The following is an 18,197-nucleotide window of genomic DNA, read 5'->3' as shown; positions in this document are numbered from 1 at the left end:
GCCATCCCGTGCATCAATCAAAAGCTTTATTCGTCAACAGTATACCGAATAAATACGAACTACCGTTCGTTAATATAGGTACGATGCGGAAACTCCAGACCAGGGAACAGCTTGCTCGTCAACTCGCAGAAATAGCCGTCCGTCATGCTCGCGATGTAATCCACCACCGCTTGATCCTTGTCATCCTGCCAGGCATAAGCGCGATCGTAGTAGGAAAGCTGCTGCTCAATGCGCGAAATATGATGCTTAAAGATGTAAGAGGACTCGTCGCCTTTATTTAGATCCTGCAGGCAGCGGTCGTAGAGCTTTTCGAACGCCTCGCGCAGCTCCGCCTCGGAATCTCCCTCGATACCACCCTTGCTGTAGATCTTCTCGTAGTTCTCGCGCTTCGCCCGGCGAATCTCCCCAAACAGGTCCTCGCTCATCTCGATACGCGGTTTGCCGTAGCTATGCTCAACGATATCAATGGAGGCGTGCGTGAGGATCCAGCTGTTGTAAGCCCCGCCCAGGCCATCGTCAAAGGCGTCGGGTGACAGCAGGCCCGCCGCAATGGCGTCTTGGCGATCGCGCCCAACGTAGGCGAGGATATCCGAGATACGCACCACGCAGCCCTCGAGCGTCATGGGACGCAGGTGCTCAATCGCGCTATAACCCGTGGCGATACAGTCCTCAACCGTCTGATCGAACTGGTCAAAGGTCGCCATGTGTGACAGCTCAAATACACGTTGCTCGTACTCGCCGTTATGGCACAGCACGCCGTCGAGCGTCTGGAGCGACACGTTGCGGCCGTACAGCGCGTCGAGCACGCGGACGGACTGCACGTTATGGAAAAAATAACGACCCGTACGCTCGTGATAGATATCGTTGAGGAAACGCTCGCCGGCATGGCCAAAGGGCGTGTGGCCCAAATCGTGGCCCAGGCCAATCGCCTCGATCAAATCGCAGTTGAGGCCCAGGGCACGGCCGATATCGCGGGCAATGCGCGAGACAAGCTGCACGTGCAGGCCGCGACGCGACAGGTCATCATTGCTACGGAAGCTAAAGACCTGCGTTTTGCCTGCATAACGCGTGTACGCCGGAAGATGAAGAATCTTTTCGGTATCGCGCATAAACGCCGGACGCATAAGCGTGCCTTTGTCGGCAGCGCGATCAATACGACGAATGACCTGGTCATCACCGCATCGATAAGGATTAACGACACCCGAGGCGCGGTCGGCGGCGATACGCTCGACCAGCTCGGACGACAACGCCGCGGGAATGCGGTCCATGCGCGCCTTAATGACGGCCGTTTCTTGATTAGTTGCCATGGCATGCTCCTTAAAAAGGATGCGCAATCGGTTACAATGTGCAGCCCACGACCTCGATTATGGCAAATATCGGCACCAAAAACGGGAGCAATGGCAGGGAGCGCGATTTTGTGAAGAGGCAGGAGAGGGCCAGGACCAGGAGCGCGACGGCAAATGCCACGATGCCCCCCAGAGGGTCGAGCGTGCAAAGCGCGAAGAGCGCCTTGGCATCCCCCATGCCGATGCCGGGGGCTTGGCGAACACGACGCCAGAGCGACTCAGTGAGCACAAGGGCAAGGTAGACGATGACCGCAAGACCGGCGTGGTCAAGCGCCGTGTTAACACCTCTGTCAAGCCAAACGCCTGCAAGCGCCGCCACCGCACACACGCCGGCAAGCTCATTGGGAAACCGCCGCTCACGGGCATCAATCACCGCGCCGGCAAAAGCGCAGATCCAAAATGGGATGTAGAACATCGTGTACCTCCATGAACAGCTGCTCAAAAGCAAAAACCACCACAAAGGTGCCTGTCCCCTTTGTGGTGGTTTTGGTGGTGGTTATTTGGCGCCTTGCATGACCTCGTCAAGGGTAACGCTCACGGCGTGCTGCGTCGGCACCCAGTCGACCTTCAGGAACAGTGCGGCCACCGTGATGGGGATATAGCTGAACATAAAGATCGGGAAGGTAAACAGGTTGGTCACCAGGCGCCACTTTTGCGCGCAGTGAATATGCTTGTACTCAAAGATAGTCGTGAGCAGCGCCAGGATGAAGAAAGTCTGATACATCATGGCGAAGGTCATAATGAGCGAAGCGGCGCACGCCTGCATCTCGACTTCGGTTGCCAAGAAACCATGCGAAAGGCCACCCACAATCAAGAACGTCGCATTAGCGAGCATCGAGATCAAGGACAGCAGCATACCCGGGGCGATGGTCATAAACATGTCGTAGGCGGCAAAGCGATGATAGCGGAAGGTCGATTTGACCAGGTGCTTACCGTAGGTAAAAAACACCTGGTAGAAGCCCTTGGTCCAGCGCATGCGCTGTTTCCAGGACGCCTTAAACGTCACGGGCTGTTCGTCAAAGAACTCCGCCGGCGCATAACCGATGCGAATGCCGTGAATGGCACAGAACGTGGTGAACTGGATGTCCTCGGTCAGCGTATGGAACTGCCAGCCGTGCATGCCCTCGATAACACTGGCGGAGATGAGGTAGCCCGAACCCGAGACGGCGCAAGACGTCTTGCAAATGTTGCGCGCGTTGTTGAGAAAGCGCGCCTCGCGCAGATACCACGTAGCATTAGCCGCCGAGATCCACGAGCTGCCGAAGTTTTTGGAATTGCGATAGCTCGTGACCACATGGAAGCCCTGGTCAAAGGCATCGTTCATCTTGGAGACGTAATCGCGGGAGATGACGTTATCGGCATCGAAGATAAAGTAACCTTCAAACGTATCCGGATACTCGTTAAGGATACGGTCGAAACCAAAGTCCATGACCCAGCTCTTACCCTTGCGGGCAAGGTCGTTGCGCTCATAGACAATGGCGCCCGCCTCGCGCGCAAGCTGTGCCGTGTTGTCGGTGCAGGCATCGGCGACCACAAAGACCTCGATAAGCTCGGACGGATAATCCTGGTCCTTGATGGAGCGAACGAGGTTGGCGATCACGGCCTCCTCGTTATGCGCCGCGATAAAGAAGGCATAGCGGTGGAGTTTTTTGGCCTTGGGAGGCGCGACCTCGCCACGAAGAGCACCGATGACAAAGAAGACCACCTGGTACAGAAAGCAGACCGTGAGCAGCGTAACCACAATCTGGTTAAAGATCACGATGGGCGTGTTGGTTTGTAAAAAGGCGAGCATGCAGGCTCCCAGGAACGCATTACGTAAACAACCGTATATCTTACCGCAGGCTAGGGGCGTTCAAGAAACCACCTAATACTGACTAGGCTTCGAGAAGACCGAGCTGAGGAACGATCTCGTCACCGGCAGCGGTGCGACCAAGCGAGCGCGGGGCCAGGTCGTCAAGAACCGCAGCGAGATCCCACGGCAGCTCGTCGCGGCACTCAATGCGCTCCCCCGTCACGGGATGGTCGAACGCCACGCGCCAGGAATGAAGGAACTGCCTGGTCAGACCCTGATCGGCGTGTGCGTCGCACTTACCGTAGAGCGGATCGCCCACGCAGGCGTGATTGATATGACGCATATGCACGCGAATCTGATGCGTGCGACCGGTAAACAGGTGGCACTCGACGAGCGTATAGCCGTCGTCGAAGCGCGTGGAATCAAAGCGCTCGAGGACCTTAAAGGTCGTAATGGCCTGGCGTGCGAAAGGATCGTCCGAAACCGCCATCTTGACACGGTCACGCGTAGAACGGGCAATGCCAGTGTTAATGGTGCCCTCATCCATAGCGATATGACCGTGAACGAGCGTAATGTAGCGGCGGTCGAGCGTGCGCGTACGGATAAGATTTTGAAGCGCGCGCTGGGTGTCGTCGTCCTTGGCCGCAAGCATGAGACCCGAGGTATCGCGATCCAAACGATGCACGATACCGGGGCGGTCCTCGCCCTGCACTGTGCCCAGATGGTCGATACCGCAGTGATAGACCAGGGCATTCGCGAGCGTACTGCTCTCATGACCATGTGCAGGATGGCACACCAGGCCGCGCTGCTTTGAGAGCACAATGAGATAGTCGTCCTCATAGCGAATGTCGAGCGGGATGGCCTCGGGAATCACATCGGTGGGATCGTGCGGCTCGGGCAGATCGACCGAAATACGGTCGCCGGCTCGCACGGCGTACTTTTTAGACAGGCAGGTCTCGCCATTGACACATACTGCACCGCCCTCAATCAGATGCGCGCAGGCAGAACGCGTGGGGCAGCCGTCATTGGCACCCAGATAGGCGTCAAGACGTTGACCAGCGGCATCGTCGGCAACAAGGATATGGATGTCGGCCATTAGCGCTCAATCCTTTCGCGAATCTTGCGGGCACGCTCCCCACGTTGTTTGGCCTTGCGCTTGGCGCGGGCCTCGTCACGGGCGTCAAGCTCGGCGGTCGCATCGACCTCGCGGGCCGCAGGGCTCAAGAACATGTAGCCGATGAGGGCAAGCACAACGCCTACGGTGATGCCGATATCGGCCACGTTAAAGACGGGAAAGTCGATGAAGGTGGTGGCAATAAAATCGGTCACAAAGCCAAAAGTCAGACGGTCGATCGCGTTGCCAATGGCACCGCCCGCGACCATAGCCATGCCCACCACCTCCAAGCGAGCAAGCTGGGGCGCGCGAAGCAAGTACAAGGCAATAGCGATGATGACCGCCAACGCCAGCACGGCAAACGCGATGCCATGCCCCTCGCCCATGCTAAAGGCAGCACCGATATTGCGAACAAATAGAAAGTCGATCACACCGGGGATAACAGTCATATGCAGAGCATCGCCCACGGCACGAACCGCAAGCTTGGTCAGCTGGTCAACAAGCAGCACAACGAGCGCCACACCACCAGCAACACCCAACCGCCAACGCAAAGGCGGCGTCATATCCCCAGTACGACCCAAAGAAATCCCCTACCCTCAAGAACATCGAATTCCGTTTAACGCAAATCAATATCTTATATTGACCAGCAACGAAATAGCCGATGATTCGTTACCGACAGCGAAAACCCGCCAGAGCGAGCAAGGTGCCTTGAAACAAGGCGGCATTGACCTTCTAGTCATGCCGCCGAAGTTGAAAGGCAGATTGCCGCTCTGGCGGGTTTGCAGCGTCAACCGGTTACGCGGTTTGGTAAAACCGCGTAACTACAAAGCCTCAGCGCAGCGCTTGCAGATATGCGCGTGGCCGTTGTACTCGCCGACGGTGGTGCGGTAGTTCCAGCAACGGTCGCAGCACTCGCCTTCGGCTGCCTCGATGGCAACAGAGAGTTCCTCGCCCTGGGTCAGCTCAACATCGGAAACGATGTAGAACTCGGCCAGATCAACGGCCTTGTCGCCAGTCAGCAGCGCGTACATCTCGGCGGGAACGACCGCCTTGACGCGTACCTGCTGGCTCTTGGTGAAGGTGCCGGCGGAGCGGGCATCCTCAAGGGCCTTGGTCACGGCGCTACGGAGCTCAAGTGAAGCCTCGAGCACGCCCTCAAACTCATTGGCCTCGTCGACCGTGATGGGCGACTTGTACCAATCGAGCAGCGCGGCGTACTTCTGATGATCGACGCAGCCGGCGGGCGCATAGGCCATGGCCTCATCGACGGTGTAGGACAGGATCGGCTGCAGATCGCGCATGAGCATCGAGAAGAGCTCGGCGAGCACGGTCTGGGCGCTGCGGCGCTCGAGCGAGCCGGGCTTTTCGCAGTACAGACGGTCCTTCAGGGCGTCAAGGTACACGTTGGAAAGCTCGGTAACCACGAAGTCGTAAAGCGCACGGTAGGCGCGCGGGAACTCGTAGCTGGCGTAGGCATCGTCGACCTCGGCCTGGACCTGGGTCAGACGGGCGACCATGAGCTTGTCGAGCGGCAGCAAGTCGGCAAAGGCGACGCCGTCGGTCTCGGGCTCAAACTGACCCTCGAGCTCGGAGAGCAGGAAGCGCAGCGTGTTGCGGAAACGACGGTAGGCATCAGACGTACGAGCAAGGATCTCGTGGTCGATGGAGACGTCGGAGCTGGTGTCGACGGAGGCAACCCACAGACGGATGATGTCAGCGCCCATCTCGTCGCAGACCTTATTGGGGTCGATAACATTGCCGAGCGACTTGGACATCTTGCGACCCTGGCCGTCGAGCGTGAAGCCCTGCGAGACGACCGCCTTGTACGGAGCATGGCCGTTGGCACCCACCGAGGTGAGCAGCGAGCTCTGGAACCAACCGCGGTGCTGGTCGGAGCCCTCGAGGTACACATCCGCCGGATACTCCAGCTCGGGACGGTACTCGCAGACGGCCTTCCAGGAGACGCCGGAATCCCACCACACGTCGAGGATGTCCTTATCGGCCTTGAGGTGATGACCGCCGCACTTGGGGCAGACACAGGCCTCGCCCAGGTAGCTCTCGGGAGCGTCGGTGAACCAGGCGTCGGAGCCCTTCTCGTGGAAGAGCTTGATGACTGCGTCGAGCGTAGCGTCGTTCATGACCTTCTCGCCGCAGTCGGCGCAGGTGTAGCTGGGGATAGGCACGCCCCAGTTGCGCTGACGGCTGATGCACCAGTCGGGACGCTGCTCGACCATGGCACCGATGCGGTTGGCCGCGTGGGCCGGATACCACTTGACGTTCTCGCGGACCTCTTTGCCGGCCTGCTCGCGCAAACCGGTCTTGTCCATAGAGACAAACCACTGGTCGGTGGCACGGAAGAGCACCGGGTGCTTGCAGCGCCAGCAGTGCGGATAGCTGTGCGTGATCTTCTTCTCGAGGACCAGGGTGCCGCGCTCGCGCAGGAACTCAATGATGTGCGGGTTGGCCTCATCGGTATCCATACCGCTGAAGGGACCACCGGTGCCAAACTCCTCACCGGTGTAGAACTTGCCGTCGTCATCGACCGGCATGCAAATGTCGGTGATACCCTCCTTGAGGCAGGCGAAGTAGTCGTCGACGCCGTGGCCGGGAGAGTTGTGGACGATACCGGTACCGTCATCGACACCAACGTAATCGGCCAGCAGCGCAACGCCCTCGACACCGTCGAAGATCGGCTGCTTATAGTGAATGTGATGGAAGGTCTCGGCGGGAACCACATAGGGCTTGCCGTCGACCACAACCGGGGTGTACTCCCAGCCAAACTCCTCGCAGCACTTGGGAGCCAGGTCCTCGAGCATGACCTCGGCGCGGCCGTCGTGCTCAACGGCGACGTAGGCGGCGCCGGGCTTGAGAGAAACTGCCTGGTCTGAGGGGATGGTCCACGGCGTGGTCGTCCAGATGATAAAGTCAACCGGGCCATCGAAGTTCTCGAGGCCGGCGGGCTTGGAGGTCATCTCAAAGCGCACGAAGATGGACGGGCTCGTCTCGTCGGAGTACTCAATCTCGGCCTCGGCCAGCGCGGTGTGGCAGTGCTTGCACCAGTGAACCGGCTTGTGGCCGCGATAGATCATGCCCTTATCGAACATGGCCTTAAAGACCTCGATGTCGGCGGCATCGTGCTGGTGATAGAGCGTCAGGTAGGGATTGTCCCAGTCGCCGAGCACACCCAGACGACGGAAGCCGGCCTTCTGCAGCTCGATGTTCTCGACAGCGAACTTGTTGCAGAGCTCACGGATCTTAGCCGTGGAGGTCTGGTTGAACTTCTCGGTGCCGAGCTTCTCCTCGACCTTGTGCTCAATCGGCTGACCGTGGCAGTCCCAACCGGGGACATAGGGAACCTCATAGCCCTGCATCATCCAGTAACGGTTGATCATGTCCTTGGAGATCTTGTTCATGGCGTGGCCGATGTGGATCGGACCGTTGGCGTACGGAGGGCCGTCGTGCAGCACGAACTTCTTGTGACCCTCGTTCTTCTTCAGAACCTGCTCGTAGACCTTGTTGTCCTGCCAGTCCTTGAGTCGCTTGGGCTCGGACTTGGAAAGACCGGCACGCATGGGAAAACCGGTTTTGGGCAGATTCATCGTCTGCTTGTATTCGTTTGCCACGGTACCCCTTTCATGTCGTGGGCGCGCACGCCCGTTGGGCACCAAAAAAGCGCCCGTCCCTTACAAGCTGGGACGAAGCGCCACAAAACGGGCAGCGTGCCCGCAAAAGCTCTTCGCTTAACCACCCAGCTTAGATGCCCTCGCCCGCGTTATCGCGCGCTCGCATCCGTTACTCGGCTGGCCTGTATCGACGACCATCTCGGCGATATCTACTAAGACGTGCCTGCGAGGCACGTCCGTTGGGATCGCAGCTCCGGGGTGATTTTCATCGGTCGCATGCACGGGATCTCAGCACTCCCCGCTCTCTGTGGCATGCGAATGGCCGACTACTCGTCCCCATCAACGCTTATGCGGAGTATGCTAGCACGTTCCGCGTCGGCGAAAAACCCTCAACACTGGTTTTATACGTTCGAAATTTCTCGCGGCCGTAGGCCTTCTCTTGGAGCAAAATACCTGAAAGCACTTTATCTAACGAAAGAAGGCTGCTATGCGCACGATTGGAATGAGCGACTATACCGTCGGCGAGGATTGCTTTGACGAGCTGCCCGGCGCGCTGGCCGAGTACGGAGCGGCCAAGGTCGCGATTATCGGTGGTAAACGAGCACTGGCCGCGGCGCTTCCCAGTATCGAAGCAGCACTGGAAGGCACCGACGTCGAGATTCTAGAGACGCGCGTCTACGGTACCAACAGCACACGCGCCAATATCGCCAAGGTCGTAAACTCCCCCGCCTGCCAGGAAGCCGACGTGCTCATTGCCTGTGGCGGCGGCAAGGCGCTCGATACCGTCAAGACGGCGGCCATCGAGCTCAAGAAGATCGTCTTTACGGTACCGACGATCTGCTCCAACTGCTCGGCCGCGACCGCCATTGCCGTCGTCTACAACGACGACGGCTCGCTCGAGGGCTATTCGTACCCCAACCGTCCCGCGCACATCTTCATCAATCCCAAGATCATCGCCGAGGCTCCGGAGGAGTACTTCTGGGCCGGCGTGGGCGATGCCCTGTCCAAGCAGCCCGAAGTCGAGTACGCCACGAGCGCCGGCAATTTGGAGCATACCGCCGGTCTTGGCCTGGCACTCGCCCACACCTGCTCCGAGCCGCTGTTTACTTATGGCGTCCAGGGTCTTGAGGACGTGCGTCGGAATCTGTCGAGCGAGGCCGTCAAGCAGATCGCGCTCGACATCGTGGTCAACACGGGCTATGTCTCGAACCTGACCAACCAAAACGATTACTACTACAACTCGAGCGTGGCGCACGCGTTCTACAATGCGACGTGCAGCATTCCGCGCGAGGGAACCTATCTGCACGGCGAGGTCGTGAGCCTGGGCGTGCTCGTGCTGTTTGCCTATGCGGGCGATACCGAGAACCTTGAGCGCTACGCCGCCTTTAACAAGCAGATGGACCTGCCTGTGACGCTTGAGCAGGTCGGACTTTCAGAGGCCGACATCCCGGCCCTGTGCGAGTATGCGCACGCCACCAACGAGTGGAAGCAGGGTAACCCGGAGCCCTTCACCGACGAGAAGTTCGCCGCCGCCATCAAGGCCGCCAACGCCTACGGCCACACGCTCTAGGCCTAGCGCAAAACCACCACAAAGGGGACAGGCACCTTTGTGGTGGTTTTTTATTGCTCCAGCATTCAGTTCGTACTCGAACACGATTCTTTACGAGAAAGGGTTCGGGTACGTTTTTTTGTTTATCGGAAATTCTGCGGAAGGACTACTCGGAACGGTAAACAGGAACGAACAGAGGCAGGGTATCATCGTGGTGATGGTATCCTGCCTTTTGTTTTGCGGAACCAAGGTCGCTTTATACGAACTTGATCGCCAATTATATGGCGCATTGATGGCAATTGCTGCGTACGTGCGTACCGGGAGCCTGTACACCTCTGGCAAGGCGTAACACACTAGACTTTGTTCCAAAGTCCGTGTGCTAAGGGGGCAGGGCCCTTAGAATTCCTGTGGGGTGTGTACGCACGTACGCAGGAAAACAGCAAATTACGCTATATCAGGGCGTTCTTTCATTGGAGAGTATGGTATACACGGTTTAGTTCAACAAATAAGAATTTATATATGAAGGAGAATATTGATGAAAATGTTTTTATGTTCGCACTTTTCAAGTGTAGGAAGTCTGATAAAGGAAGAAATTGAAAATAAAAAAGTCGCATTTATTCCAACAGCTTCGCTGCGTGAAGGATACACCGGTTATGTCGGCTCGGCTCGAAAATTATTCAAAAAGTTGGGAGCAATCGTAACTGAAATTGACATTTCAACGGAGGCTTATTCAACGATACAGTCTCTTTTTGAAGATGCGGATGTGATCTATTTTACCGGCGGAAATTCTTTTTTCCTTATAGACCAGCTCCGTAAAACGGGAACGGATGAGCTGTTGAAGAAAGAATTGGCAAAGGGAAAACTGATGATTGGTGAATCGGCAGGTGCGATTGTATGCGCTCCAAGCATCCAATATATCGAGCAAATGGATGAAAAGCCGGTGGACTACTCACAAGAAGATGATGCAGGGCTTAATTTGATTGATTTCTATGTTCTTCCGCATTTTCTTACAGCACCATTTAAGAAAGTTACCGAGAAAATAATAACTGAGTTTTCGGATTTGAATCTATGCCCAATTAACAATCGTCAGGGAATTGTAATTGATGGTGAAGGTTCAAAGGTTATTTGCAAAGACTAATTTAAAATTCCAGTTTGCTGCACTCGTTCCTAGCAGGGTCCGGGGCAGGCACGCCCCAACAAGAAGCCGTCCCAAAGGGGCAAGAATGGAGACTGCGGACGATTTCTTGGACCGTTACGCGGCCCTTCCCAGCGCGGAGCGGAACTCGGCCGGCGTGCGGCCACCGAGCGCATCGCTGCGCCTCTCCGTATTGTATCGGCCGATCTAGCCCCCCCCCCGAGCTCCTCGATGAAGCGGGCGGGGGTCCATTCCGACCAGTCCCCGCCGTGCCAGAACTCCTTCTTGAGCAGGCCGAAGAAGCCCTCCATCGCCGCGTTGTCCGGGCTGCAGCCCTTGGCGGACTGGATTGGCTACACTGATGTGAACAGCTCCGGGAGGGGCGCAAGAGACGGGAGGGCCGTGTACGCGTTCCTGCGCGAGGGCCGCGGGGAGGGACTGCCTGGGTACGGCGCCTGTCAACTCGGCCTACGTCTTTGATGACCGGGTCGTACTCAATATCAACTTCACGGATGATGCCAAAACGGTCACCCGTGAGGAAGTGTTCGGTTCGAGTGCTGTGGACAATGTTCCAACATGCTGGGATCGAACTCGCTAGCAGGAATCACGCGGTACCCGTGACGCAGCAGCAGGTCGACGAAAACACCGTTGCCCGCGGTGAGCGTACCGCTAAAGGTGCCGTCGTAGATGTGACCCGCGCCACACGAGGGGCTGCGGTCCTGAAGGACGCACGCAGCGATCTCGGACGGGCCGCCAAAATGCTCGCACATATCGAGCGCACGCTGGGCACCTAGGCGAAACTCGCGATCGACAGAGACGCCCTCGCAGGTACGGACCTCACCGTCCACAATCTCGGATGGCTTGCGCGGCGTGGGCAGGCCCCCAAAGACCTCGGGGCACACCAACAAGACCTCAGTCCCCGTGCGTTCGCAGGCCTCGACCAACGCGCGATGATAGTTGTCGAGCCCGTTATACTTGCAGCTCTCGCCCATCAAGCAGGCGCTCACCACGATCTTCATTTCCATCCCTCTCAAGCAAAACGCCCCATTTGAGATAGCTGCTCAAATGGGGCGTCGGCGTTTACTGGCTCGACCGCGGCTTTACTGTTGCTTGGGCATCAGCGGATTCTCGCGCGTGAGGAGGTTCATGAACTCATCACCCGTGATGGTCTCCTTCTTGTACAGATAACGAGCCAGCTCATGGAGCTTGAACTTGTTCTCCTTGAGGATCTGCAGGGCGCGATCGTGCGCGTCCTCGATCAGCTTAGCGACAATCGCGTCCACACGCTCGGCCGTACCAGGGGCGCAGGTGAGCGAAGTATCCTGGTTGAGGTACGCATTCTGCACGGTACCGAGTGCCATCATGCCAAACTCGTCGGACATACCAAAGCGCGTCACCATGTTGCGGGCGAGCTTGGTGGCCTGTTCGATATCGTTGGCGGCACCGGTCGTCATCTCGCCAAAGATGAGTTCCTCGGCCGCACGGCCGCCGCAGTAGACGGCAAGCTTGTCCAAGACCTCCTGGCGCGTGGTCAGGAAGCGCTCGTCCTCCTCGACCTGCATGGTATACCCAAGAGCACCGCTCGTGCGCGGCACGATGGTGATCTTGGTGACCGGTGCAGAGCCCTTCTGGCGAGCGGCAACAATAGCATGGCCAATCTCGTGGTAAGAAACGACCTGCTTCTCGTGATCGGAAAGCACCGTCGACTTACGCTGCTGGCCAGCGATGACAACCTCCACCGACTCCTCAAAATCGTCCTGCGTGGCGCGCTTGCGACCCTCGCGGACGGCACGCAGGGCGCCTTCGTTGATGATGTTGGCCAGGTCGGCGCCCGAGGCACCGGGCGTGGCGCGGGCAATCGCGGTCAAATCGATCGGCGGCTCGGTCTTCACACTCTTGGCGTGGAGCTCGAGGATGTTCTTACGGCCGGTCAGGTCGGGCAGCTCGACGGGAATGCGGCGGTCAAAACGGCCGGGGCGCAGCAGGGCCGGGTCAAGGCTGTCGGGGCGGTTGGTGGCAGCGAGAACGACGATACCCTTGTGGTTATCGAAGCCGTCCATCTCGGTCAGCAACTGATTGAGCGTCTGCTCGCGCTCGTCGTTGCCGCTAAAGCCGCCGCCATCGCGCTTCTTACCGATGGTATCGATCTCATCGATAAAGACGATACAAGGGGCCTTTTCCTTGGCCTGCTTAAACAGGTCACGCACCTTAGCAGCGCCGCGACCAACAAACATCTCAACGAACTCAGAGCCCGAAATGCTAAAGAACGGCACGCCCGCCTCGCCGGCAACAGCCTTGGCAAGCAGGGTTTTACCGGTACCCGGAGGGCCGACAAGGAGGGCACCGCGCGGCAGCTTGGCGCCGATCTCCTCGTAGCGCTGCGGCTTCTCCAGAAAGTCGACGACCTCCTTGAGAGATTCTTTGGCCTCTTCCTGGCCGGCGACATCCTTAAAGGTCACGCCCACGTCCTTGGAGGCGATCACGCGCGCGCCGGACTTACCCAGTCCGCCGCCGCCAAAACCGCCGCCGCCAAAGTTCATCGACGGGCCGTCATCGCCCATAGCCTTCTTCATGCGGCGGTTGAGCCACCAACCGATGAGGAAGAAAATCGCCATGGGAAGAATGAGTGTGAGCAGATAGTAGGTCATCAAACCCGAGTTTTTATCGGGAACGACCGACTCCAGCGAAGCGCCAGACTCAAGCACGCGATCGGTAAAGCCCGCATCGTTCGGCACACCGGTCGTCTTATAGGCGATGTTCTCGTCCTCGCCCTTCTTGGTGTAATAAATCGTGTAATCGTCCGTGTTGTACTCGACCTTGTCGACACTCTTCTTATCGAGCGCTTTGACAAACGTCGAGTAATCGGTCTTCGTAATCTGCTGCGTGTGACCGATGTTAGGGAACAGAACGGTCGAGAGCACGAGGTAGACGACGAAGGCGATGAGCACGTAGAGGATCATATTCCGTCTACGTTTGTTGTCATCCATCTCCATCTGCTTGAACTCCATCTACTGGGGTTGATAATGCTAACTAGAATACCCAACCCGGACGGCGATAAACCGACGCCGGGCACGAAAGGATAGAGATGGCATCACTCGAAGTCGGCAAGGTTCAGATCTATACGGGCGACGGCAAGGGCAAAACCACGGCTGCGCTGGGATTGGCGATGCGCGCCACAGGTTATGGGCTCGACGTACTCATGCTGCAGTTTGCCAAGAAGCTGCACTGCGCCGAGCATGATGCTGCACCACGCCTAGGGCTACGAATTGTACAGGCCGACCGCGACACGCCCGAGGCTTGCGCCGCACAGATCATGGAGCTCGCACGCGAAAAGATCTCTCAGGTCGACGTGCTCATTCTGGACGAACTCGGCGAAGCAATGCGCCGAGGCTTTGTGACGCGCGAGGATGTCGAAGCGCTGATCGCGATAAAGCCCACCACCACGGAGCTCGTGCTAACCGGCCGCGGACTGCTGCCACTCGCGGACCTCGCGGATCTGGTCACCGAAATGCACCCCGTCAAACACTACTTCGACGAAGGCCTCCTGGCCCGCCAAGGCATCGAATACTAGTCCGGCAGTTGGGGACGTTCCTTTTCTGCCGGCAGTTGGGGACACTCCTGCACCGTCACCTATCCAGCAACCTAAATCTTCTTCCAACCTGCCGTACCAGAAACAACAGACGTACGACCGATGCCAACGACTCTCACTATTTGATTAATCGTGAGACCCGCTCTTCTCATTTTGCAGAGAATGGGCTTTCGCTCAGTTGGCTTCATGGAAGCAAGCTCGGGAAGTGATATAGGGGCGGCAACGCTTTTGGCGACCTCAAGAGCCTCGTCATCCAGAATGCGCGGTCGAGGCTCAGCATCGTAGGGCGCTTGGTCAATTCGATCGGCAAGATAGCGCCGATACTCAAGAGATCCACCCACGAGATCCAAAACAATCCCGGGGTCGCAGAATCCAAATCCATCATAGCCGTAAGCGTATGCTCGGTAACTGGACCAACGATATGTATCAACGGCGGAAATGCCCGCCTTGACCGGATTCATATGAATATAGTCGGCAAGCGAAATTGCTTGCACGTCATTCTCGACCGGAATATTAGTAAATCTATCTTGGAACAAGTGCCCAACTCGGTCTGTTTTACGATTGAAATACATCGCATACGACGTAAGAACGCCGCTCATGCACGAAGATATCTTCTCATGAGGATCGTCGACCATAAGATGAAAATGATTCGACATGAGGCACCATGCGGTAACGCCAACGCCATTACCGACAAGTTTATCCTCAAACAGCGTAAGCATCCGATAGCGATCTTCATCGTCTTCGAAGATGCAGATGCCGCCATTGCCGCGTGCGATTATGTGGTTATAGCCTGTTAACGAAACGACTCTACCCGTTCTTGGCATATCGCCCTCCCATCACAAACCCACCGGGCAACATCTGATAGGCGCGGACGATCTAATTTGCTAAGCCCGTTTTGACAGTTTACAGGGCACGGCAGGCAGAGTCTCCGAAAAAGGCGAAATTGCTTCCCAAGGAGTGTCCCAAAGTGCCGGCAGAAAAGGAACGTCCCTATGTGCCGGCAGAAAAGGAACGTCCCTATGTGCCGGCTAGGCGGTGGCGCGGCCTAGCCAGTTGCCGCTGTGGTGGTAGATGGTGAACATCGTGGCCGTAATGAGCCAGGTTACGGGGTAGACCAGCAGTAGATGCTCAAGCGACGGATCGAACGGCATAATCGCAAACACCCAGATCACCCTAAGCACGACGGTGCCAAAAATCGTGAGCAGCATGGGCTGCAAGCTCACGCCGGCACCGCGAATGGATCCCGACGCGTTCTCGATAATCGAGAAAATCGCATAAAACGGCGCAATGAAATGGAGGATGGTCGAGGTGTACGCCGAAATCGAAGTATCGTCGACAAACAAACGCGACAGCGGGCCCGAGAACACCAGGAGCACGGCAGACAGGCCACCAATGAGCATAAACGAAAGCACGAGCGACGTATGGTAGCCCTTGCGCATGCGCTCGTAATTGCGCGCGCCAAAGTTCTGCGCCGAGAACGTAGTGATCGATACGCCGAGCGCCTCGGTCACCATCCAGATAATGCCATCCAGGCGCCCAGAAAGACCCCAAGCAGTCGTGACATCGGCGCCAAACGAATTAACCGACACCTGGATCAGCACGTTCGAGATCGAATAGGCAGCCGATTGAAAACCGAGTGGCAGACCACACGAGATCATACTCTTGCAAATACCGCGATCGATGCCGAGCTTTGACAGCGAAAGACGCCATGCACCCGGAGCGCGCATCATGCGAAACACGATCATCGTTGCATTGGAGCAAATGGTCAGCGCCACTGCGATGCCGCAGCCCAGCGCCTCCATATGCAACACAGCGACAAAGATGATATCCAGCACCACGTTAACCAGGCAGCCAGAGGCAATGATCACGGCGGGCCCACGTGTGTCGCCCACGGCACGCAGCAGTGCGGTTCCCATATTAAGCAGCAGTGCCGCAACCATCGCGGCAAAATAACAGCGAGCATAGGCCACGCCCTCGGCCAATAGTTCATGCGGCGTGTTCATAAGCACCAGCATGGGCTCAACGAACACTATGCCAAGAATCGAGAAAACGATACCGCCCACCAGCGCGAGCGTCATGGCGGTATGGACCGAACGACTCAGTCGCTCATCATCGTGCTGGCCAAAATACTGACCGGTAATGACCGCGCAGCCGGCACCGACGCCAACGCAAAAGCCAATGCAGAGCTCGGTGAGCACCATCGTGGCCTGAATGCCGCCCAGCGCGAGCTTGCCGCCAAACTGACCGACGATATACGTACCGATAAGCGTATAGGCCTGCTGAAAAAACGAACTAAAAAAGATGGGAACGCACAGCGACAGTAGTTGCTGCCAAATGACACCTTGCGTTACATCGATAGCCGTAGATTTCTTAGCCACACGCCCTCCCCACACGCATACGTCAAACAACAAAACAGCAATTTAAAACCAAAGCCAAAACCAGCTTAGCACCGACTGGCGGCGACCGAAACACCCCGAATTAGAGCACGGTGCGGAATAACTGCCTAGTGATACAAACCCGGCTGGTAGTGATACTCATTGCTCACGTGCGGACACAGCTGCCAAAAGGCGACGGCGCTCGCCGCGGCCACGTTGAGCGAATCGACCCCGTGCGTCATCGGAATGCGCACCGCGTGGTCACAGCCGGCAATGGTCTTGGCGCCCAAGCCGGCACCCTCGGTGCCCATAAAAATCGCCAAGCGATCAATCTTCTGCAGCACAGGATCATCAAGCGAAACGGAATCGTCCGTCAACGCCATAGCGGCACACGAAAAACCGGCATCATGAAGCGCGGTCAGACCATCATGTGGCCACACGCGCGCCTCGCTGCCAATACGCGTCCACGGCACTTGAAACACGGTGCCCATGCTCACACGAGCCGAGCGACGATACAGCGGATCGCAGCACGTTGGGCTCACCAAAATACCGTCAACGTTCAAAGCCGCCGCCGAGCGGAAAATCGCGCCAACATTGGTGTGGTCGACAATACCCTCGAGTACGCATACGCGCACCGGGCGCTCCCCCGCCGCCTCGACGACGCCGCCCAGGAACTCATCGACCGGGATCTGACGCGGGCGACGAAATGCCGCGAGCGCACCACGCGTCACGTTAAAGCCCGTCAACTGCTCCATAAGCTCCATCGAGGCCACGAACACGGGAACCGGGCCCGCTCCCTCGCGCACGACAAGCTGGTCAAACAGCGGCATCATCTGGTCGAGCCAGCGTTCGCCCAAAAGAAAGCTCACTGGCTGATATCCGGCACGCACCGCACGCTCAATGACCTTGGCGCTTTCCGCAATGAAGATGCCCTTTTGCGGCTCCAGCACGCAGCGCAGCTCACGCTCGGTCAGTCGCACGTAGGCATCGAGCCGCTCGTCCTCGAGCGAATCGATTCGCAGCACCTCAACGGCATCAGTCATAGTAGCCAGCCCGCACCTTTCTTTGCAGCACCTATACAAATATCGGGGCAACGCCATGCGCCGCCCCGTCATTCATTTCATCCCGATAATACCGAAGGGATAATCGGTTTTACGCCTCGATGCGACGATACGTCACGAACTCATAATCGACGCCCTCGTCACCCTCGCCCGCAGCAATCGTGGCAACACCGCCGCGCCGCGCAATCTCCCACGCGTGATCGGCGTCCAAGTCGGGAAAGTACGTGTCCACGGCATGGGTGCAATGGTTGTGCGTGACCTCGGCCTCGACGCAATACGGCAAAAACTGCCGATAGACATCGCCGCCACCGATCACCCAGGCAACGGGCTCATCGGCCACGGCGGCCAAGGCCTCGTCAACGCTATGCACCACGTCGACGCCCTCGGGCGCAAAATCCTCGTCGCGCGTGAGTACGATATTGCGACGATTCTTGAGCGGGCGACCACCGGGAAAACTCAGCAGCGTCTTGCGTCCCATGATGACCGGACAGCCCTTGGTGCACGCCACAAAATGGCGCATGTCGGCGCGATTGGACACGACCATATCGCCCTCGCACCCAATGCCCCAATCGTCGCACACGGCAACGATGGCAGATAGCTTACACGTCATGAG

The 18,197-nt window shown here is 57.7% G+C and carries 15 protein-coding genes; 3 read left to right on the top strand and 12 right to left on the bottom strand.

Translation table 11 applies throughout. The features are described 5' to 3' along the window. Nucleotides 1-59 precede the first annotated feature (59 nt). The 6 genes from DW195_RS01655 to ileS form a co-directional block, all read right to left on the bottom strand. Nucleotides 60-1,307, bottom strand: coding sequence for a deoxyguanosinetriphosphate triphosphohydrolase family protein (locus DW195_RS01655; RefSeq protein ID WP_118205615.1), 1,248 nt, complete (start codon nucleotides 1,305-1,307; stop codon nucleotides 60-62). A gap of 31 nt (nucleotides 1,308-1,338) precedes the next feature. Further along, complete coding sequence (locus tag DW195_RS01650) at nucleotides 1,339-1,761, bottom strand: prepilin peptidase (RefSeq protein WP_118205614.1); 423 nt, start codon at nucleotides 1,759-1,761, stop codon at nucleotides 1,339-1,341. Between the two features lie 81 nt (nucleotides 1,762-1,842). Beyond that, the gene (locus DW195_RS01645; RefSeq protein ID WP_089571721.1) at nucleotides 1,843-3,138 is read right to left on the bottom strand and encodes a glycosyltransferase family 2 protein; all 1,296 of its coding nucleotides are present in this window, start codon (nucleotides 3,136-3,138) and stop codon (nucleotides 1,843-1,845) included. A gap of 82 nt (nucleotides 3,139-3,220) precedes the next feature. Then, nucleotides 3,221-4,234, bottom strand: coding sequence for an RluA family pseudouridine synthase (locus DW195_RS01640; RefSeq protein ID WP_118205613.1), 1,014 nt, complete (start codon nucleotides 4,232-4,234; stop codon nucleotides 3,221-3,223). Beyond that, nucleotides 4,234-4,833 carry a signal peptidase II gene (gene lspA / locus DW195_RS01635; RefSeq protein WP_233540780.1) on the bottom strand — a complete coding sequence of 200 codons (600 nt, stop codon included), beginning with the start codon at nucleotides 4,831-4,833 and terminating at the stop codon, nucleotides 4,234-4,236. Before lspA ends, DW195_RS01640 begins: the two co-directional genes overlap by 1 nt. A 240-nt stretch (nucleotides 4,834-5,073) precedes the next feature. Then, nucleotides 5,074-7,851, bottom strand: coding sequence for an isoleucine--tRNA ligase (gene ileS, locus DW195_RS01630; protein WP_370215081.1), 2,778 nt, complete (start codon nucleotides 7,849-7,851; stop codon nucleotides 5,074-5,076). Nucleotides 7,852-8,362: 511 nt separating this feature from the next. Between ileS and DW195_RS01625 the strand changes: the two genes are divergently transcribed. Next, complete coding sequence (locus DW195_RS01625; protein ID WP_118205610.1) at nucleotides 8,363-9,445, top strand: iron-containing alcohol dehydrogenase family protein; 1,083 nt, start codon at nucleotides 8,363-8,365, stop codon at nucleotides 9,443-9,445. Nucleotides 9,446-9,959: 514 nt separating this feature from the next. Next, a complete protein-coding gene (locus tag DW195_RS01615; RefSeq protein WP_118205608.1) occupies nucleotides 9,960-10,562 on the top strand; it encodes a Type 1 glutamine amidotransferase-like domain-containing protein in 603 nt (200 codons plus the stop codon). 524 nt (nucleotides 10,563-11,086) lie between these two features. On the opposite strand, the gene DW195_RS01605 is transcribed toward DW195_RS01615, so the two are convergent. Next, complete coding sequence (locus tag DW195_RS01605; RefSeq protein ID WP_118205606.1) at nucleotides 11,087-11,578, bottom strand: DUF523 domain-containing protein; 492 nt, start codon at nucleotides 11,576-11,578, stop codon at nucleotides 11,087-11,089. A gap of 81 nt (nucleotides 11,579-11,659) precedes the next feature. Beyond that, nucleotides 11,660-13,552: an ATP-dependent zinc metalloprotease FtsH gene (gene ftsH / locus DW195_RS01600; RefSeq protein ID WP_199576280.1), complete on the bottom strand. Its 1,893-nt coding sequence runs from the start codon at nucleotides 13,550-13,552 to the stop codon at nucleotides 11,660-11,662. 92 nt (nucleotides 13,553-13,644) lie between these two features. On the opposite strand from ftsH, the gene DW195_RS01595 reads away from it, so the two are divergent. Then, nucleotides 13,645-14,130 carry a cob(I)yrinic acid a,c-diamide adenosyltransferase gene (locus DW195_RS01595; protein WP_118205604.1) on the top strand — a complete coding sequence of 162 codons (486 nt, stop codon included), beginning with the start codon at nucleotides 13,645-13,647 and terminating at the stop codon, nucleotides 14,128-14,130. A 71-nt stretch (nucleotides 14,131-14,201) separates the two neighbouring features. On the opposite strand, the gene DW195_RS01590 is transcribed toward DW195_RS01595, so the two are convergent. The 4 genes from DW195_RS01590 to DW195_RS01575 all read right to left on the bottom strand — a co-directional run bounded on the left by DW195_RS01590 (nucleotide 14,202) and on the right by DW195_RS01575 (nucleotide 18,194). Beyond that, complete coding sequence (locus DW195_RS01590; RefSeq protein ID WP_118205603.1) at nucleotides 14,202-14,972, bottom strand: transposase; 771 nt, start codon at nucleotides 14,970-14,972, stop codon at nucleotides 14,202-14,204. A 204-nt stretch (nucleotides 14,973-15,176) separates the two neighbouring features. Then, nucleotides 15,177-16,526: an MATE family efflux transporter gene (locus DW195_RS01585; RefSeq protein WP_199576270.1), complete on the bottom strand. Its 1,350-nt coding sequence runs from the start codon at nucleotides 16,524-16,526 to the stop codon at nucleotides 15,177-15,179. Nucleotides 16,527-16,651: 125 nt separating this feature from the next. Further along, nucleotides 16,652-17,566, bottom strand: a complete 915-nt coding sequence (locus tag DW195_RS01580; protein WP_118205601.1) for an RNA methyltransferase — start codon at nucleotides 17,564-17,566, stop codon at nucleotides 16,652-16,654. Between the two features lie 109 nt (nucleotides 17,567-17,675). Continuing rightward, nucleotides 17,676-18,194 (bottom strand): dihydrofolate reductase, encoded by a 519-nt coding sequence (locus tag DW195_RS01575; RefSeq protein ID WP_118205600.1) that lies wholly within the window; start codon nucleotides 18,192-18,194, stop codon nucleotides 17,676-17,678. Nucleotides 18,195-18,197: the final 3 nt, after the last annotated feature.

Origin of the sequence: Collinsella sp. AM17-1, assembly GCF_003470665.1 — a bacterium.
Lineage (GTDB): Bacteria > Actinomycetota > Coriobacteriia > Coriobacteriales > Coriobacteriaceae > Collinsella.
Note: the sequence above shows the minus strand (reverse complement) of the source record. Positions and strands in the feature narration are given on the sequence as shown.